We start from the raw sequence: 14802 nt of genomic DNA, 5'->3' as shown, positions 1-14802 counted from the left end.
GGCTCCCGCCGTGCCAAGTCGGTTTCGCGGACACCGTGGGCGGGGCGCGGTCCCCGTCGGGGTCAGTCCGTGATCGGGTCGCCGTGCAGCCGCACCGTGCTGAGGATCTTGTTCATGGTCGCGTCGGGTACTTCGTCCTTGACGCCCTTCGCACCGTAGAACGTCCAGGAGACGAAGCTGCCCGTGGAGTTCTTGAAGGCGAACGTGGTGGCCTTGCCGTCGGTGTCGCACTTGTTCTTCTTCGGCACGCCGGTCACGTACGACGTCGCGACGCTGCCCTTCACGCCCGACGCCGTGGTGAAGGACTTCGCCTTGCCGATCCGCAGGTACTTCTTGGCGGCATCCGACTGGTCGGTGTAGCCGCCGAAGGCGAAGGTGGCCGAGTCGCCGCGGGCGATGCTCGCGGTGTCCTTGGCGCCGTTCTCGCCCTTCGTGCCGCCGGCCGCGAGCGCGTGCGACTCCTTGGTGCCGTTGTCCTCGGAGGTGCAGTAGTCCGGCTTCAGGAACGTGGTGCCGGAGAACCCGATGTACGCGGAGCCGTCGCCCTTCTTCTCGTCCTCGAAGAAGGAGAAGACTCCGGGCCGCTCGACCTCCCAGTCGGCGGGTACGTCGAAGGCCGTGCCGTACTTGGGATTGACCACGACCTTCCAGCCGGCCACGGTCGGCTTCTCGGTCTCGTTGCCGCGCGGGTCGCCGGTCGCGGACGCCGTGGGCGAGGCGGGCCCGGTGGCCGTCGGCGACGCGTTCGTGCGCTGTCCGCCCTTGCCGTCGTCCGCCTCGTCGTCCTTCGAACCGCCCAGCACCAGATAGCCGGTCACGGCGGCGGTGACGACGACCGCCGTGGCCGCCACGATCGCCACGAGCTTGGTGCGGCCGTCACCGCCCCGCGGCGGCTGGGGGACGGGCGCGCCGGGGGGCTGCCCCAGCTGCCCCCACTGCGGCTGCTGTCCGTACGGACCCGCCTGCGGCTGCTGTCCGTACGGGCCCGCCTGCGGCTGCTGACCGTGGGCACCGGCTTGCGGGTACTGCTGGTAGCCGGGCTGCTGGTACGGGTTCGGCTGCTGGTAACCAGGCTGCTGGTACGGGTTGTTCTGCTGGTTCTGCTGCGGGTTGGGCGCGCCCCCTGGCGGCTGCTGATCTGGCCACATGGCCAGTAACCCTAGTGGCATCCCTGGTCAGGCTCTGCTACTCGTGAGTAACATGACGGTCATGAGCGCAGACCAGATGTCCATCGGCGACATGCTCGCCGCCACCGTGCCCATGGCCCGGACCCTCAACCTGGAGTTCCTCGAGACCGCGCCCGACAGGGCCGTGGTCTGCCTGCCGGACCAGAGCGCGTACCACAACCACGTGGGCGGCCCGCACGCCGGCGCGATGTTCACCCTCGGGGAGTCCGCCAGCGGAGCCATCGTGCTGGCCGCCTTCGGGGACCAGTTGACGCGGGCCGTGCCGCTCGCCGTGCGGGCCGAGATCGCCTACAAGAAGCTGGCCATGGGCGTCGTCACCGCGACCGCGACGCTGGGGCGCCCGGCCGCCGAGGTCGTCGCCGAACTGGACGCCGGACAGCGCCCCGAGTTCCCCGTGTCCGTCGAGATCCGGCGCGCGGACGGCGCCGTGACCGGCGAGATGACCGTCGTGTGGACCCTCCGCCCGGCCGACCAGCGCAAGTGAGCCCGCACCCCAGCGACTCCCGGGACGGTTCCGGGCGTTGCTGGGGCCACGCTCCCGAGGGGGCGTGCTCAGTCGAGGCAGAACTCGTTGCCCTCGATGTCCAGCATCCCGATGCACGCGTCGGTGCCGTCGTACAGGAGGCGTTCGCGTACGGCGCCGAGCGCGGTCAGCCGTGCGCATTCGGCCTCGAGCGCGGCCAGACGCTCCTCGCCCACGAGCCCGGTGGCGACCCGCACGTCGAGATGCACCCGGTTCTTGACGACCTTGCCTTCGGGTACGCGCTGGAAGAACAGGCGCGGGCCCACCTCCGTGGGGTCACTGCACGCGAACCACGAACCCCGGTCCTCGGGCGGACGCGAGCGATCGAAGTCGTCCCAAGTGGCGAATCCCGCCGGCGGCGGCGATACGACGTATCCCAGCACCTCGCACCAGAAACGAGCGACGCGCTCCGGTTCCCTGCAGTCGAAGGTGACTTGGAAGCGTTTGGCCGATGACATCCGCGCACCTTAGCAGGGGGCCTGCCGCTCGTCTCCCGGCATCAACTCGCCGCTCGGCCGTGCCGGTTGGGACATACCCACGGTAACCCCGGTATGGCAAAACCGATTTCCGCCGGAAGCATTCTCGCTCCTTGTTTCCCGTGAGCCGCTTGTGCCAAGGTGAGCCTCCCCACGCAAGGGCAAAGGCAGACGGTGTCGACGTCAAGGCCGACCCTTTAGGTATGCACCAATCAGGCACTGCTTTCCCGCGGGATCCGCCCCCCACATGCGGTCCCGCGGCTGGAAAGGAAATGGTTCCGTGCAGTCCTCCCACCCCCCACGCCCGCCCCTCCCCGGCCCGGCCGGGGAGTCCGACCGCGCGCTCGTCGCCCGGCTGAGCGGCCCGGACGACGGCCGTCACCACGCCGTCGCGCTGCTGCTCGCCCGGCACTGGCGGGCCACCCGCGACTACGCCGTGGTCTGTCTGGCCGCCGCCGGGCCCGCCGCCCAGCTGGTGGCCACCGCCGCCTTCCACCGGGTGCTCGGCCGTGCGGCGGGCGGCGTGGCCGGCGGCGCCCTGCGGCCGAGGCTGCTGGTCGCCGTCCGCGACACCGTCCGCGCCTGGGCCGCGGACGAGGCGGCCCGCATCGCCCTGCCGGAATTGCGCAAAACCACGGGCGGGCGCGGACTGTACGCCACAAAGCCCGGCCCGCCGGAAAACAGGCAGCTCGCCGCCCGTGCATTCCAGGCCCTTCCCGGCGCCTCGCAATGCCTTCTCTGGCACACCGAGGTCGAAGGCGAACCCATAAACATACCCGCTGGTCTGTCAGGGATCGACACGGTCACCGCGACCACCGCCCTGGAGCAGGCGCGCGAGCAATTCCGCGCCGGCTGCGTACGCGCCCACCGGGAACTCGCGCCCACCGGGGAATGCCGCTTCCTCAACCGGCTCCTCGACGTACCCATCCGGCGCGGCGGCGTCCTGCTGCCCGACGTGCGCCGGCATCTGACGGTCTGCGCCCACTGCCGGTACGCCGCCGAACAACTCGGCCTCTTCGACGGCGGCCTGCCCCTGCTGCTCGCCGAGACCGTGCTCGGCTGGGGAGCCCGCCGCTACCTCGCATCGCGCCCCGCCCGCGCCGCCCGCGAGGAACGGCCGCCCCCGCCGGTGCCGTCGGCCGCGCCCCCGGCCACCGGCGGCCGGCACCGCACCGGAACCGGGCACCGCAAGGCCGTCGCCGTCGGACTCACCTCGCTCGCGCTGCTCGCCGCCGTGCTCGTGGTCCGCGGCCGGTCCGGCGACAGCGGCGTCCCGGACCCCGGCGCCACCTGGGGTGCCCCCGCCGCGGGCACCGCACGGCCGGGCGGCGCCGGCGCCCGGCCCGCCACCTCATCCTCCGCCGCCTCCGCCGGCGCACCCGTCGAGGTCGCCCGCGGTGCCCTGCGGGGCCTGGGCTCCGGGCTCTGCCTGGACGTGCGCGGCGCCAGGGTGGCGGCGGGCGCGGGCGCCCGGCTCGCGCGGTGCTCGGCCGCGGCCTCGCAGCAGTGGTCGTACCGGGACGACGGCCTGCTGCACAGCGCCGCCGACCCCGCACTCTGCCTGGCCGCCGACCCCGGGACGAAGAGCGTCACCCTGGCCGTCTGCGTCGTGCCCGCCGGCGAGGTGTCGTACGACGTCACGGTGCGCGGCGAGATCCTGCTGCGCGGACACCACGAGTCGGCCCTGACACAGGAGTCCGGGCGTCCCGGCGCGGAAGTCCGGCTGGGAGAACGCGACGGATCGGCGAAGCAGAGGTGGGTGCTGGAGGCGGACACGGGCACGGCGGCGCGGTCCGGTGCGGAACCGGGGGGTTCCGGTGCGGGGGCGGTCGGGCCGGGCGGCGGGCGGCAGGGTTCCGGTGCGGGGGCGGACCGGCCGGGTGGCGGCCCGCAGGGCTTCCGTGCCCGGTCCGCGGGCCCGGACCTGCCCGGTGTGCGGGCTGTGCCCGGCCACCACAGCGGGTCCGGCGGGTCCGGGGGGACCGGTTCAGGGCGGCCGGAGACGCCGGAGGGCGGTGGCGGGCAGGGCCCCGGGCGCGAGAGGGGCGGCGGCGATCCGCGGGCGAAGCCGGTGCGTCCCGGTCAGGTCGGGGAGCGGGACGAGCCGCGCATCACGCGGGTCCGCGCGGCGGCGCCGGAGCCTGAGCCGCCGGCCGGGGAAGCGGGGGTCGTGACCGAGCTGGGCGGCCTTCTCCTCACCAGGTCCCCCGTGTTCCCCGTCTGAACGGGACCGGGCGGGTTCGAGGGAACCTCGTCGACGCCCGGGTCGAGCGGGTGGGTGGGCGAGCCCGCGCAAGCCCGCTCACAGCACTTTCGCCCGGATCAGCACCGACAACACCACCGCCCCCGGCAGCAACGGCACCCAGTCCGACAGCACCCGGTACCCGATCACCGTGGCCGTCGCCACCGCGGGCCCGGCGCCGAACGTGACCAGCGTCCACACCAGCGCCGCGTCGACCGCCAGCCCGCCCGGCGCCGGCACCGCCCCGGCGGCCGTGCCCGCCGCCAGGTGGGCCAGCACCACCTGTTCCCACGGCAGGCCCAGCCCGAGCGAGGCCCCGACGCAGGCCAGCGTGCCCGCCTGCACCAGCGGCATCGCGACCGCCCCGCCCCACAGGGCGAGCACCCGGCAGGGCCGTGAGTGCACCACGCGCACGTCGGCCAGGGCGGAGCGCAACAGCCCGGTCACCGGCCGCCGTAACGGCCGTACGACCGTCAGCAGCACCCCCGCCACGGCGGCCGCGCCGCCCGCGACGGCGGCGAGCGGTACCAGGAGCCGGCCGTCGGGGACCAGGTCCCCGAGGCGCCGCGAGGCCGGGGAGGCCACCAGGAACACCAGCAGGACCAGCGTCTTCGCCGTGGACCGGGCCAGCGAGTACAACCCGATCGACGCCGTCGCCCGCTCCAGCGGTACGCCCCGCCCGCGCAGGAAGCGCAGGGTGACCGCGTGCGCGCCGAGTCCGGCGGGGAGTGCGTGGTTGGCGGCGCCGGCGGCGAACTGCGAGGCCAGCAGCAGCCCGGGCGGCAACCGGTCGGGCAGGGCGCCCTGCCGGGCGCAGGAGGCGGCCACCCAGGTCAGACAGGTGAGACCGGCTCCGGCCAGCAGCCATCCCGGATCGGCCGCGACCAGCCGCCGTACCCCCTCGTACACCACGGGCCGGTTGGCCACGGCCCAGCCGGCCGCGAGCAGCAGGGGTGCCAGGCACAGGGCCAGCCGTACCGGCCGGGCGGACATCCGGGACGCCGGCCGGGCCGTGGCCGTGGTGCCTGGAGACATGGCGGTGACCGGCGGGGCCGGCACGGCGGGGCCGGGAGCCGCGGCCGGGGGCAGCGAGCGGGGCGGCAGTGAGGACACGGGGACGTCGTCCTTCCGCGGTGGGCCCCTCGGCGGGGGCCTGGGGAGGCGGGCCGGGCGGAACCGCGGAGAGCCTTCCCCTCCCGCGTGACACCGGGATGGCCGGAAACGTAAGGGGCGGGGGCGCGACGGTGCCGCGGGCCGGACGCGGGCGAGCGGCCGTTCACCGCCGACCAGGTAGCCTTCCCTTGGGACGCGCTTTACATGCGGCGCCCCGGCGGGCAAGGACAGCGACAGGGGAGGACCGGCGGTGCACGTCCAGGAATGGCTCGACTCGGTGCCGGCGATCGCCGTCTATGCCGTGGTGGCCCTGGTGATCGGTCTGGAGAGCCTGGGCATCCCGCTGCCGGGGGAGATCATCCTGGTCTCCGCGGCGCTGCTCTCCTCCCAGCACTCGGGCGTCAACCCGGTGGTGCTCGGCGCCTGCGCGACCGCGGGCGCGGTGGTCGGCGACTCCATCGGCTACGCCATCGGCCGCAAGGGCGGACGCCCGCTGCTGGCCTGGCTCGCCCGGAAGTTCCCACGCCACTTCAGCGCGGGCCATGTGGCCACCGCCGAGCGCTCCTTCGAGAAGTGGGGCATGTGGGCGGTCTTCTTCGGCCGCTTCGTCGCCCTGCTGCGCATCTTCGCCGGGCCCCTCGCGGGCGTCCTGCACATGCCGTACTGGAAGTTCCTGATCGCCAACGTCCTCGGCGGCATCTGCTGGGCCGGCGGTACGACGGCCGTCATCTACTACGTGGGCATCGTCGCCGAGGACTGGCTGAAGCGCTTCTCGTACGTCGGCCTGGCGGTGGCGGTGCTGATCGGCCTGGCCTCCATGCTGATCATCAGGCGCAAGGCGAGGAAGGCCCAGCCGGACCAGCGGGAAGCGGAACCGGTGGGCGCCGGCGACTGAGGCGTCCGGCGAGGAGGGACCGCGCCGCCGCGAACGCCGCTACCGGTGCACGTCCTTGTGGGCCTTGCCCAGCTCGGCGTACAGGGTGCCGTTGAGGGTGACCCCTTGCCGTTCCTCCTCGGACAGGGGCCGCTTCACCTTCGCCGGCACACCCGCCACCAGCGACCCGGCGGGCACCACCATCCCCTGCGGCACCAGCGCCTGAGCCGCGACCAGCGAACCCGCGCCGATCACCGCCCCGTTGAGCACGGTCGCCCCCATCCCGATGAGGCAGTCGTCCTCGACGGTCGCTCCGTGCACCACCGCGTTGTGCCCGATGGACACCCGCTCCCCGACGGTGACGGGGAACCCGGGATCGGCGTGCAGGGTGACGTTGTCCTGCACGTTGGCCCGCGCCCCCACGGTGATCCTCTCGACGTCACCGCGCACCACGGCCCCGTACCAGACGCTGGCCCCCGCGTGCAGGGTGACGTCCCCGATCACGGACGCCGTGGGTGCCACGAACGCCTCGGGGTCGACCCGTGGCTCCTTGCCCCCGATACCCACGATCAGCGCCTTGTGCGTCATCACCGTCTCCTCGTGTCAGCGGTACACGGCACCGTACGACACCCGGTGGGGCAAAGATCACAGCGGCCCGTACTCTCCGCCGTGGGCAACCGGTGAGTAACGTGACCCCGTGCCGAAGCGCAAGAACACGTTCTCATCCTGGCGACGGGGCCTCGCCCAGCGAGCCGCACACGCGGCCTGGTCCTGGATGCAGCGCAACGGGTCCGTCACGGCCGAGCGGCCCGCGGGCTTCCGCTTCGGCTCCATCGGCGAGGCCACCCGGCTGGCCTTCCCGCTCGGCACGGTCTTCGGCGAACCCTGGATCCGGCTCGGCTCCCACTGCATCATCGCCGAGCAGGTCACCCTCACCGCCGGCCTGATGCCCGGCCTGGACCTCGGCCCGGAGCCGATCCTGCGCATCGGTGACGGCGTCGTCCTCGGCCGCGGCAGCCATGTCATCGCGGACACCACCGTCACCATCGGCAGCGACTGCTACTTCGGCCCGTACGTCTACGTCACCTCCACCAACCACTCCTACGACGACCCGCACGAGCCCATCGGCAGGCAGTGGCCGCGGATGGAGCCCGTCGAGATCGGCCCGGGCTGCTGGATCGGCACCGGCGCGGTGATCCTGCCGGGCGCGCGGATCGGCCGGAACGTGGTCGTGGCGGCCGGTGCGGTGGTACGGGGCACGGTGCCCGACCACGCGGTGGTGGCGGGCGCGCCCGCCAGGGTCGTACGGCGCTGGACGCCCGAGGAGGGCTGGCAGCCGCCGCTGCGGACCCCCGCCCCGGTGCCGATCCCGGACGGTATGACGCCGGGGCAGCTGCGGGCGCTCGCGGATCTGGACGAGGACGCGGTGGCCCGGCTGGCCGCGCTGGAGCCCGAGGGCTGACGGGGGCGGGCTCAGCCCGTGGCCAGCAGCAGCGTGCCCAGCAGGGCCAGGCCCGCGCCCGCCGCCTGGATCGCGCGCAGCCGCTCGCTGAGGAAGCCGCGCGCGGCCAGCGCGGTCACCACCGGATAGAGCGAGGCGAGCACGGCCGCGACGGTGACCGGGCCGCTCCGGGCGGCGACGGCGTACGTGCCGTTGGCCGCGACGTCGGCGAGTCCGACGAAGGCCAGCGCGGGCAGCGAGGCCCAGGGGAAGCCGCCCTCCGGGAGGGCGGTGCCGCCGCGCCGGACCGAGACGGCGAGTGCGGCCCCGCCCACCGCGACGTTCGTCAGCCGTTGCACGAACAGGGCGAGGAACAGGCCCGTGACGTTCCGCGAGGCTTCCGTGATCAGTGCGAACACCGTGCCGAAGCCCAGCGCCGCGACCAGTGTGAGCAGGACCGCGCGTCGCTGCACGGCCGCGCCGCCGAGTCGCGGGCCGCCGGCGAGGACGACTCCGGTGACGGCGACCGCGATCCCCGTGACCTGGAGCAGTCCCGGCCGCTCGCCGAGGGCGAGGCCGACGCCGAGGGGGACCGCGACGCTGAGGGTGGCGAGGGGCGAGACCACGCCCATGGGGCCGAGCGCGAGGGCCTGGTAGAAGGAGAGCAGGGCCACCGGCCCCACCAGGCCCGCCGCGAACGCGAACCACAGCCGGGGTCCGGCCTCGGCCCAGCCGCCCGTGGCGAGCACGATCGCGCCCAGGACGGCCGCCGCGACGGCCTGCGAGACCACCACGACCGTCAGCGCCGGGGTACGCCGGGTCAGCAGTCCGCCGCCGAAGTCGGCCAGCCCCCACAGCAGGCTGGTGGTCAGGGCGAAGAATGCTGTCACGACCGGCCTCGCAGTACAGTTCGGTGAACGATCAGGTGCACCTCACCGTAGTTCACCGGACTGAACCAGGCCATCTAAAATACTGCACTTCCCGGATATTGGACGCAACGTGTCGGACCTCGAACTCCTGACCCAGTCCCTGGCGCGCAACGTCAGGCACTGGCGCTCGGTGCGCGGCTTCACGCTCGACGTGCTCGCCGCCCGGGCGGGTGTCAGCCGCGGCATGCTCATCCAGATCGAGCAGGCCCGCACCAACCCCAGCATCGGCACGGTCGTCAAGATCGGCGACGCCCTCGGCGTCAGCATCACGACCCTCCTCGACTACGAGCAGGGCCCCAGGGTCCGCGTCGTCCCCGCCGAGCGCGCCGTACGGCTGTGGCACACCGAGGCGGGCAGCTACAACCGGCTCCTCGCCGGCACCGAGGCACCCGGACCGCTGGAGATGTGGGACTGGCGGCTGATGCCCGGGGAGAGCAGCCCCTCCGAGCCGCACCCCGGCGGCACCATCGAACTCGTCCACGTCACCGCGGGCGAGCTGACGCTCACCGTCGAGGGCGAGGAGTACCGCGTCCCGGCCGGCGCGAGCGTCTCCTTCGAGGCCAACGTCCCGCACCGGTACGGCAATCAGGGTGAGGAGCCGATGGAGATGGTGATGGCCGTCTCCGTGCCGCCCGTGCCCTGAGACGCCGGTACGGCGTGCGTGCGGTCCTTGCTAGCGTGCGGCCATGCGCGCACCCATCGGAGACTTCGACACCGCGACCCCCGCCCCGGACTGCCTGGACGAGCTGACCGCCCCGGTCGCCGACGCCGTACGCGGCTGGCAGGGCGCGGTCCCGGCCGACCGGATCCTGTACGTCGACACCGAGCCGCGGTGGGCCGACACGGCCGTGTTCGTCGAGCACTACGGCCGGGACCTGCTGGAGCGGTCGGCGAACTGCGTCGTCGTCGCGGGCAAGCGGGCCGGCGAGACGACGCTCGCCGCCTGTGTGGTCCTCTCCACCACGCGGGTCGACGTCAACGGGATCGTCCGGCGCCAACTGGGCGCCCGCAAGGCGTCATTCGCCTCGATGGAGACGGCGACCGGCGAAACCGGCATGGAGTACGGCGGCATCACCCCCCTCGGTCTGCCCACGGGCTGGCCGGTCCTGCTGGACTCGGCCGTCGTCGACCTGCCCTACGTCCTGGTGGGCAGCGGCCGCCGCCGCGGCAAGCTCCTGATCCCCGGCAAGGCCCTGGCCGAGCTGCCCGGCGCGGTGGTGCTGGACGACCTGGGTGTCGCCTGACCCGTGGCCGGCCCGACGCCCGGTCCTACGCCGGTGCGGCTCACGTCGTCGCGTGGTGGGCCAGTGCCAGGTGCGGGTCCGCCTCCCCGGGGACCGGGGCCGGGTCGGCGTGGACCAGGGCGGCCGTCAGCCGGGGCACCGCGTGGAGCAGGGCGTGTTCGGTCTCGACGGCGATCGCGTGGGCCTCGCGCAGGGTCGCCTCGCCGTCCACCACCACCGTGAGCTCGGCCCGCAGGCGGTGCCCGATCCAGCGCAGGCGCAGCTCGCCCACCTCACGCACCCCGACGACCGCGCGCGCCGCGTGTTCGGCCCGGTCCACCAGTGCCGGGTCGACGGCGTCCAGTACCCGCCGGAACACCTCCCGCGCCGCGTCCCGCAGCACCAGCACGATCGCGGCCGTGATCGCCAGCCCCACGAGCGGGTCGGCCGGCTGCCACCCCAGCGCCGATCCGCCGGCGCCCAGCAGCACGGCCAGCGAGGTGAACCCGTCGGTACGCGCGTGCAGCCCGTCGGCGACGAGCGCGGCCGAGCCGATCTCCCGGCCCACCCGGATCCGGTACCGGGCCACCCACTCGTTGCCCGCGAAGCCGAGCAGCGCGGCCAGCGCGACCGCCGGCACCTGCGCGACCGGGCGCGGATCCAGCAGCCTGCCGACGGCCGCCCACGCGGCGAACGCCGCCGACGCGGCGATGGTCAGCACGATCACCAGCCCCGCGAGATCCTCGGCGCGGCCGTACCCGTAGGTGAACCGGCGGTTCGCCGCCCGGCGGCCCAGCACGAAGGCGATGCCGAGGGGTACGGCGGTCAGCGCGTCGGCAGCGTTGTGCACCGTGTCCCCGAGCAGCGCCACCGACCCGGACACGGCCACCACGACCGCCTGGGCCAGTGCGGTCGTCCCCAGCACGGCCAGCGACACCCACAGCGCGCGCGTGCCGCGCACCGAGGACTCCAGGGCCGCGTCCAGTTTCCCGGCGGACTCGTGGGAGTGCGGGGTGAGGAGATGGGCCAGGCGGTGGCGCGGGCGGGGGGAGCCGGGCGCGTGCCCGTGCCCGCGGGCGTGCTCATGCGGACCGGCGTGCTCGTGCGGACGGTGCTCATGCGGGCCGTGGTCGTGGGGGCCGCCGTGGTCGTGCGGGCCGTGCTCGTGCGGACGGTGGTCGTGCGGGCCGTGCTCAGGGGGGTGCCGGTCGCTCACGTCGATCCCCTTCCGGTGGGCGGGAGTGGACGCCGTGGCGCCCACGGAGCCATTATGTGCGTATGAGCGCACGCATGCACCTGTCATCTGCGCACCATGCGCACGAGCGCACCCCCGGCGAGGAGCAGTTCGCGCTCGCCGCCGAACTCCTCGCCCTGCTCGGCGACCGGACCCGGCTCGCCCTGCTGCACACCCTGGCGGCCGGCGAGGCCGACGTCGGCACGCTCACCGAGGCGTGCGGCGCCGCCCGGCCGGCCGTCAGCCAGCACCTGGCCCGGCTCCGGCTGGCCGGCGTGGTGGACACCCGCAAGGAGGGCCGCCGGGTGATCTACTCACTGCGCCACGGACACGTGCGGCGCCTGGTGGAGGAGGCCCTCAGGACGGCCGACCACCGTCTCGCCGAACGGGGCGGCGGACCGGCGCGCTGACCGGCTCAGAACGCCCCGGCCGTGCCCAGGTACTGCTCGGCGAAGGCCGCCGCCGCGACCGGTGAGGCGAATATCCGGCGCAGCCGGGCCAGCGCGGTGCCGGCGCGGTAGGGGTCGCCGGAGGAGGGGCCGTGGTAGATCCCGGACAGCCACTGCGAGAACTCCTGGTAGTCCCACACCCGTCGCAGGCACGCGTCCGAGTAGCCGTCCAGTCCCGTGGCGTCGCCCTCGGTGAGCTGGGCGACGAGGCCGTCACCGAGCAGGAACGCGTCGTGCAGGGCCAGGTTCATGCCCTTCGCGGCGATCGGCGCGACGAGGTGCGCGGCGTCTCCGGCCAGGAACAGCCGGCCGAACACCATCGGCTCCACCACGTAGTTGTGCATGTCCAGCACACGCTTCTCCAGCAGCCGCCCCTCCGTCAGCGGCGGGCGGTCCGCAGCGCGCAGCCGCCGCTGCAGCTCGGCCCAGACGCGCTCGTGCGGCCAGGAGTCCGGGTCGTCGCCGGGCGGGCACTGGAGGTAGTAGCGGGTCAGCTCGGGGCCGCGCGGCATGTGACCGGCGAACCCGTCGGCGTGCATGCCGAACAGCACGCGGTCCGAGGACGGCGGCGCCTCGGCCAGCAGCGCCAGCCAGCCGATGCCGTATTCGTGCCGGGAGATCCGCGCCCACGACGGCAGCGCGGCCCGGCTCGGCCCGCGCGCCCCGTCGCAGCCGGCCACGAAGGCACAGGTCACCAGGTGCCGTTCACCGCTGTCCGGGTCGGTGTAGGACACGGCGGGCCGGTCCGAGTCCAGGTCGTGCAGGCGTACGTCCCGCACGCCGAAGCGGATCTCCCCGCCGCGCTCGTCGGCGTACTCGCGCACGAGGTCCGTCACCAGCAGCGGCTGCGGGTGGACCCAGTGGTGGTATCCCGTCAGTTCCGTGTAGGCGAAGCGGTGTCCACGGCCGTCGAAGCGGAACTCGCACTCGGTGTGCCGCTCGGCGCGCTTCGGCAGGTCGCCGGCCAGGCCGCGCTGTTCCAGGCCGCGTACGACCCGCTCCTCGATCACGCCGGCGCGCGGCCGCTGTTCGATGAACGCTCTGCTCTCGGTCTCCAGGACCAGGCAGTCGACACCGGCGGCACGCAGGATGTTGCCGACCGTCAGGCCGGCCGGCCCGGCGCCGATGACGACGACCGGGCGGTGCGCGGCGGGAGGGGACTTGGGATGGGGGGAAGGAGGCGTCACGCGGGGCATTATGACGGTGTCCCGTCAGCCGGCCGGCCGACGGGACACCGTGGGGGTGGTGGGAGCGGGACCGTGCGCGGACGTGGCCGGCGCACGGAAGCGGTCAGTGCGCGGGCGCGTCCGTCACCACGACCTCGTCGATGCTCCGCTCGATCGCCTCGGTCCGCGACGCGGTGGCCTTGGCCCAGTAGTAGACGACCAGGGAGAAGGCCGCCACGATCAGCAGGTCCCACCACAGGCCGATGGTGCCCCGGCCGCCGCCGAAGCCGCCCAGCCAGGAGATCACGCCCATGCCCACCAGGTAGCCGGGCAGCCACTGCGCGGCCCTGAAGTCCAGGCGCGGCGCGTCCGGCAGCCCCTTGCGGATCGCGTACCAGGCGTACGAGCCGAGCAGCACGTACCCGAGCAGGATCGCGAAGCCCAGGCGCCACAGGGTGCCCCAGCCGGCCCAGTAGATGATGAGGTCGGCGACCACGAAGGACAGCGGCGAGATGATCTTGCCGCCGGGCAGCCGGTACGGGCGCTCACGGTGCGGCAGCCGGTCGGCGAACACCCCGTAGGCCAGCGGCGCGCCCGCGTACATCAGCACGCTCGCCGAGGTGATGAACTCGACCAGCGTCTGCCAGCTCGGGAACGGCAGGAAACAGACCACGCCGGTGACGAACGAGACGATCAGGCCGAACCACGGCACGCCGCGCTTGTCGGTCTTCGTGAACAGCTTCGGCGCGTAGCCGTTCATCGCGAGGCCGTACGACACCCGGGAGGTGGCCGTCGTGTAGATCAGGCCCGTGCCGCCGGGCGAGATCACCGCGTCGATGTACAGCACCACGCTCAGCCAGCCCAGGCCGACCAGGGTGGCCAGACCGGCCCAGGGGCCGCTGATGCCAGGGAAGTCCAGGTGGGCCCAGCCGTGCGCGAAGGAGGTGTGCGGCAGCGCGGCGATGAAGACGATCTGGAGCAGGATGTAGATGACGGCGCCGATCGCGACCGAGCCGAGGGTCGCGCGCGGCAGGTCCCGCTGGGGGTTGCGGCTCTCGCCGGCCAGCTGGATCGCCTGCTCGAAGCCGAGCAGGGCGAAGATGATGCCGCTGTCGCTGATGGCGCTGAGCACGCCCTTGGCGCCGAACGGCGCGAAGCCCTCGGAGGTGAAGTTGCCGGGGTGGAAGTTGCCGATCGCGATGATGAAGATCGCCGCGAGCGGGACGGCGATCTTCCACCAGGTGGCGGCGCTGTTGGTGTGCGCGAGGGCGCGGACGCCGAAGAAGTTGACGCCGACGAACACCGCCATGAGGACCACGGCCACGGCCAAGCCGCTCGGGGACAGCGTCTGGTCGTGGTACTGCAGGCCGTCGGCCCACTGCCAGTGCTTGGCGTAGCCGATCATGGCCTCGACCTCGATCGGGGCCACCGTCGCCGCCTGCAGCCAGGAGAACCAGCCGAAGGACATGCCGGCCAGACCGCCGAACGCGTAGTGCGGGTAGCGGGCCGTGCCGCCCGCCACCGGGAACATGCCGCCGAGTTCGGCGTGCACCAGCGCGAGCAGCACGATCGCCACCGTGCCGATCAGCCACGAGATGATCGCGGCCGGGCCCGCCGCGACGACCGCCTTCTCGGCGCCGAAGAGCCAGCCGGATCCGATGATGGAGCCCACCGAGGCCCACATCAGACCGATGAGCCCGACGTCCCGGCGCAGACCACCGGACCCCGTCGTGGCTACCGGCACAGCTTGGTCGACTTTCGGCATGTGGCGTGGCCTCTCAGATCGTTTACGCGGGACCGACGAGCAAGGAGGCCACAGATTAGGGACGCTTTCCGCGCCGACAGAAGAGCGATAACCAAGTTTTGACCCGGGATCTCCGGTGTCTTGGTGAAGCCTTCGCACAGGTCAGCGCGGTCTGGGAATGTCAATATTCAGCGCCGAATT

General features: G+C 73.5%; 15 protein-coding genes. 7 read left to right on the top strand and 8 right to left on the bottom strand.

Going from position 1 to position 14802, the window contains the following annotated elements; genetic code table 11:
• Positions 1–62: 62 nt before the first annotated feature.
• Positions 63–1148 (bottom strand): DUF8017 domain-containing protein, encoded by a 1086-nt coding sequence (locus LG395_RS22215; protein WP_225810958.1) that lies wholly within the window; start codon positions 1146–1148, stop codon positions 63–65.
• Positions 1149–1209: 61 nt separating this feature from the next.
• Between LG395_RS22215 and LG395_RS22210 the strand changes: the two genes are divergently transcribed.
• Positions 1210–1671 (top strand): DUF4442 domain-containing protein, encoded by a 462-nt coding sequence (locus LG395_RS22210; RefSeq protein WP_171158413.1) that lies wholly within the window; start codon positions 1210–1212, stop codon positions 1669–1671.
• Positions 1672–1739: 68 nt separating this feature from the next.
• Here the strand turns inward: LG395_RS22210 and LG395_RS22205 are convergent, their stop codons facing one another.
• Positions 1740–2168 (bottom strand): VOC family protein, encoded by a 429-nt coding sequence (locus LG395_RS22205; RefSeq protein WP_225810957.1) that lies wholly within the window; start codon positions 2166–2168, stop codon positions 1740–1742.
• A gap of 298 nt (positions 2169–2466) precedes the next feature.
• Here LG395_RS22205 and LG395_RS22200 point away from each other — a divergent pair, with 298 nt between their 5' ends.
• Positions 2467–4410 carry a ricin-type beta-trefoil lectin domain protein gene (locus LG395_RS22200; protein WP_308071287.1) on the top strand — a complete coding sequence of 648 codons (1944 nt, stop codon included), beginning with the start codon at positions 2467–2469 and terminating at the stop codon, positions 4408–4410.
• A gap of 78 nt (positions 4411–4488) precedes the next feature.
• Here LG395_RS22200 and LG395_RS22195 read toward each other — a convergent pair whose 3' ends face one another.
• Positions 4489–5541: a lysylphosphatidylglycerol synthase transmembrane domain-containing protein gene (locus LG395_RS22195; protein ID WP_225810955.1), complete on the bottom strand. Its 1053-nt coding sequence runs from the start codon at positions 5539–5541 to the stop codon at positions 4489–4491.
• Between the two features lie 250 nt (positions 5542–5791).
• Between LG395_RS22195 and LG395_RS22190 the strand changes: the two genes are divergently transcribed.
• Positions 5792–6436, top strand: a complete 645-nt coding sequence (locus LG395_RS22190; RefSeq protein WP_171158421.1) for a DedA family protein — start codon at positions 5792–5794, stop codon at positions 6434–6436.
• Between the two features lie 39 nt (positions 6437–6475).
• Here the strand turns inward: LG395_RS22190 and LG395_RS22185 are convergent, their stop codons facing one another.
• Positions 6476–7003: a gamma carbonic anhydrase family protein gene (locus LG395_RS22185; protein WP_225810954.1), complete on the bottom strand. Its 528-nt coding sequence runs from the start codon at positions 7001–7003 to the stop codon at positions 6476–6478.
• A gap of 109 nt (positions 7004–7112) precedes the next feature.
• On the opposite strand from LG395_RS22185, the gene LG395_RS22180 reads away from it, so the two are divergent.
• Positions 7113–7877, top strand: a complete 765-nt coding sequence (locus tag LG395_RS22180) for an acyltransferase (RefSeq protein ID WP_171158425.1) — start codon at positions 7113–7115, stop codon at positions 7875–7877.
• A gap of 11 nt (positions 7878–7888) precedes the next feature.
• On the opposite strand, the gene LG395_RS22175 is transcribed toward LG395_RS22180, so the two are convergent.
• Positions 7889–8746: an EamA family transporter gene (locus LG395_RS22175; RefSeq protein ID WP_171158427.1), complete on the bottom strand. Its 858-nt coding sequence runs from the start codon at positions 8744–8746 to the stop codon at positions 7889–7891.
• Between the two features lie 109 nt (positions 8747–8855).
• Between LG395_RS22175 and LG395_RS22170 the strand changes: the two genes are divergently transcribed.
• Together LG395_RS22170 and LG395_RS22165 are read left to right on the top strand one after the other, a co-directional pair.
• The gene (locus LG395_RS22170) at positions 8856–9428 is read left to right on the top strand and encodes a helix-turn-helix domain-containing protein (RefSeq protein ID WP_171158429.1); all 573 of its coding nucleotides are present in this window, start codon (positions 8856–8858) and stop codon (positions 9426–9428) included.
• A 43-nt stretch (positions 9429–9471) separates the two neighbouring features.
• Complete coding sequence (locus tag LG395_RS22165) at positions 9472–10029, top strand: YbaK/EbsC family protein (protein WP_225810953.1); 558 nt, start codon at positions 9472–9474, stop codon at positions 10027–10029.
• A 40-nt stretch (positions 10030–10069) separates the two neighbouring features.
• On the opposite strand, the gene LG395_RS22160 is transcribed toward LG395_RS22165, so the two are convergent.
• Positions 10070–11224 (bottom strand): cation diffusion facilitator family transporter, encoded by a 1155-nt coding sequence (locus tag LG395_RS22160; protein WP_225810952.1) that lies wholly within the window; start codon positions 11222–11224, stop codon positions 10070–10072.
• A gap of 74 nt (positions 11225–11298) precedes the next feature.
• On the opposite strand from LG395_RS22160, the gene LG395_RS22155 reads away from it, so the two are divergent.
• Positions 11299–11652, top strand: coding sequence for an ArsR/SmtB family transcription factor (locus tag LG395_RS22155; protein ID WP_171160175.1), 354 nt, complete (start codon positions 11299–11301; stop codon positions 11650–11652).
• Positions 11653–11657: 5 nt separating this feature from the next.
• Here LG395_RS22155 and LG395_RS22150 read toward each other — a convergent pair whose 3' ends face one another.
• Both LG395_RS22150 and LG395_RS22145 read right to left on the bottom strand, forming a co-directional pair.
• On the bottom strand, positions 11658–12878 hold the full coding sequence (locus LG395_RS22150; protein ID WP_249399985.1) for a 4-hydroxybenzoate 3-monooxygenase: 1221 nt from the start codon (positions 12876–12878) through the stop codon (positions 11658–11660).
• Positions 12879–12981: 103 nt separating this feature from the next.
• Positions 12982–14622 carry an APC family permease gene (locus LG395_RS22145; protein ID WP_171158435.1) on the bottom strand — a complete coding sequence of 547 codons (1641 nt, stop codon included), beginning with the start codon at positions 14620–14622 and terminating at the stop codon, positions 12982–12984.
• Positions 14623–14802: the final 180 nt, after the last annotated feature.

This window comes from Streptomyces spinosus (genome assembly GCF_020400655.1).
GTDB lineage: Bacteria > Actinomycetota > Actinomycetes > Streptomycetales > Streptomycetaceae > Streptomyces > Streptomyces argyrophylli.
Note: the sequence above shows the minus strand (reverse complement) of the source record. Positions and strands in the feature narration are given on the sequence as shown.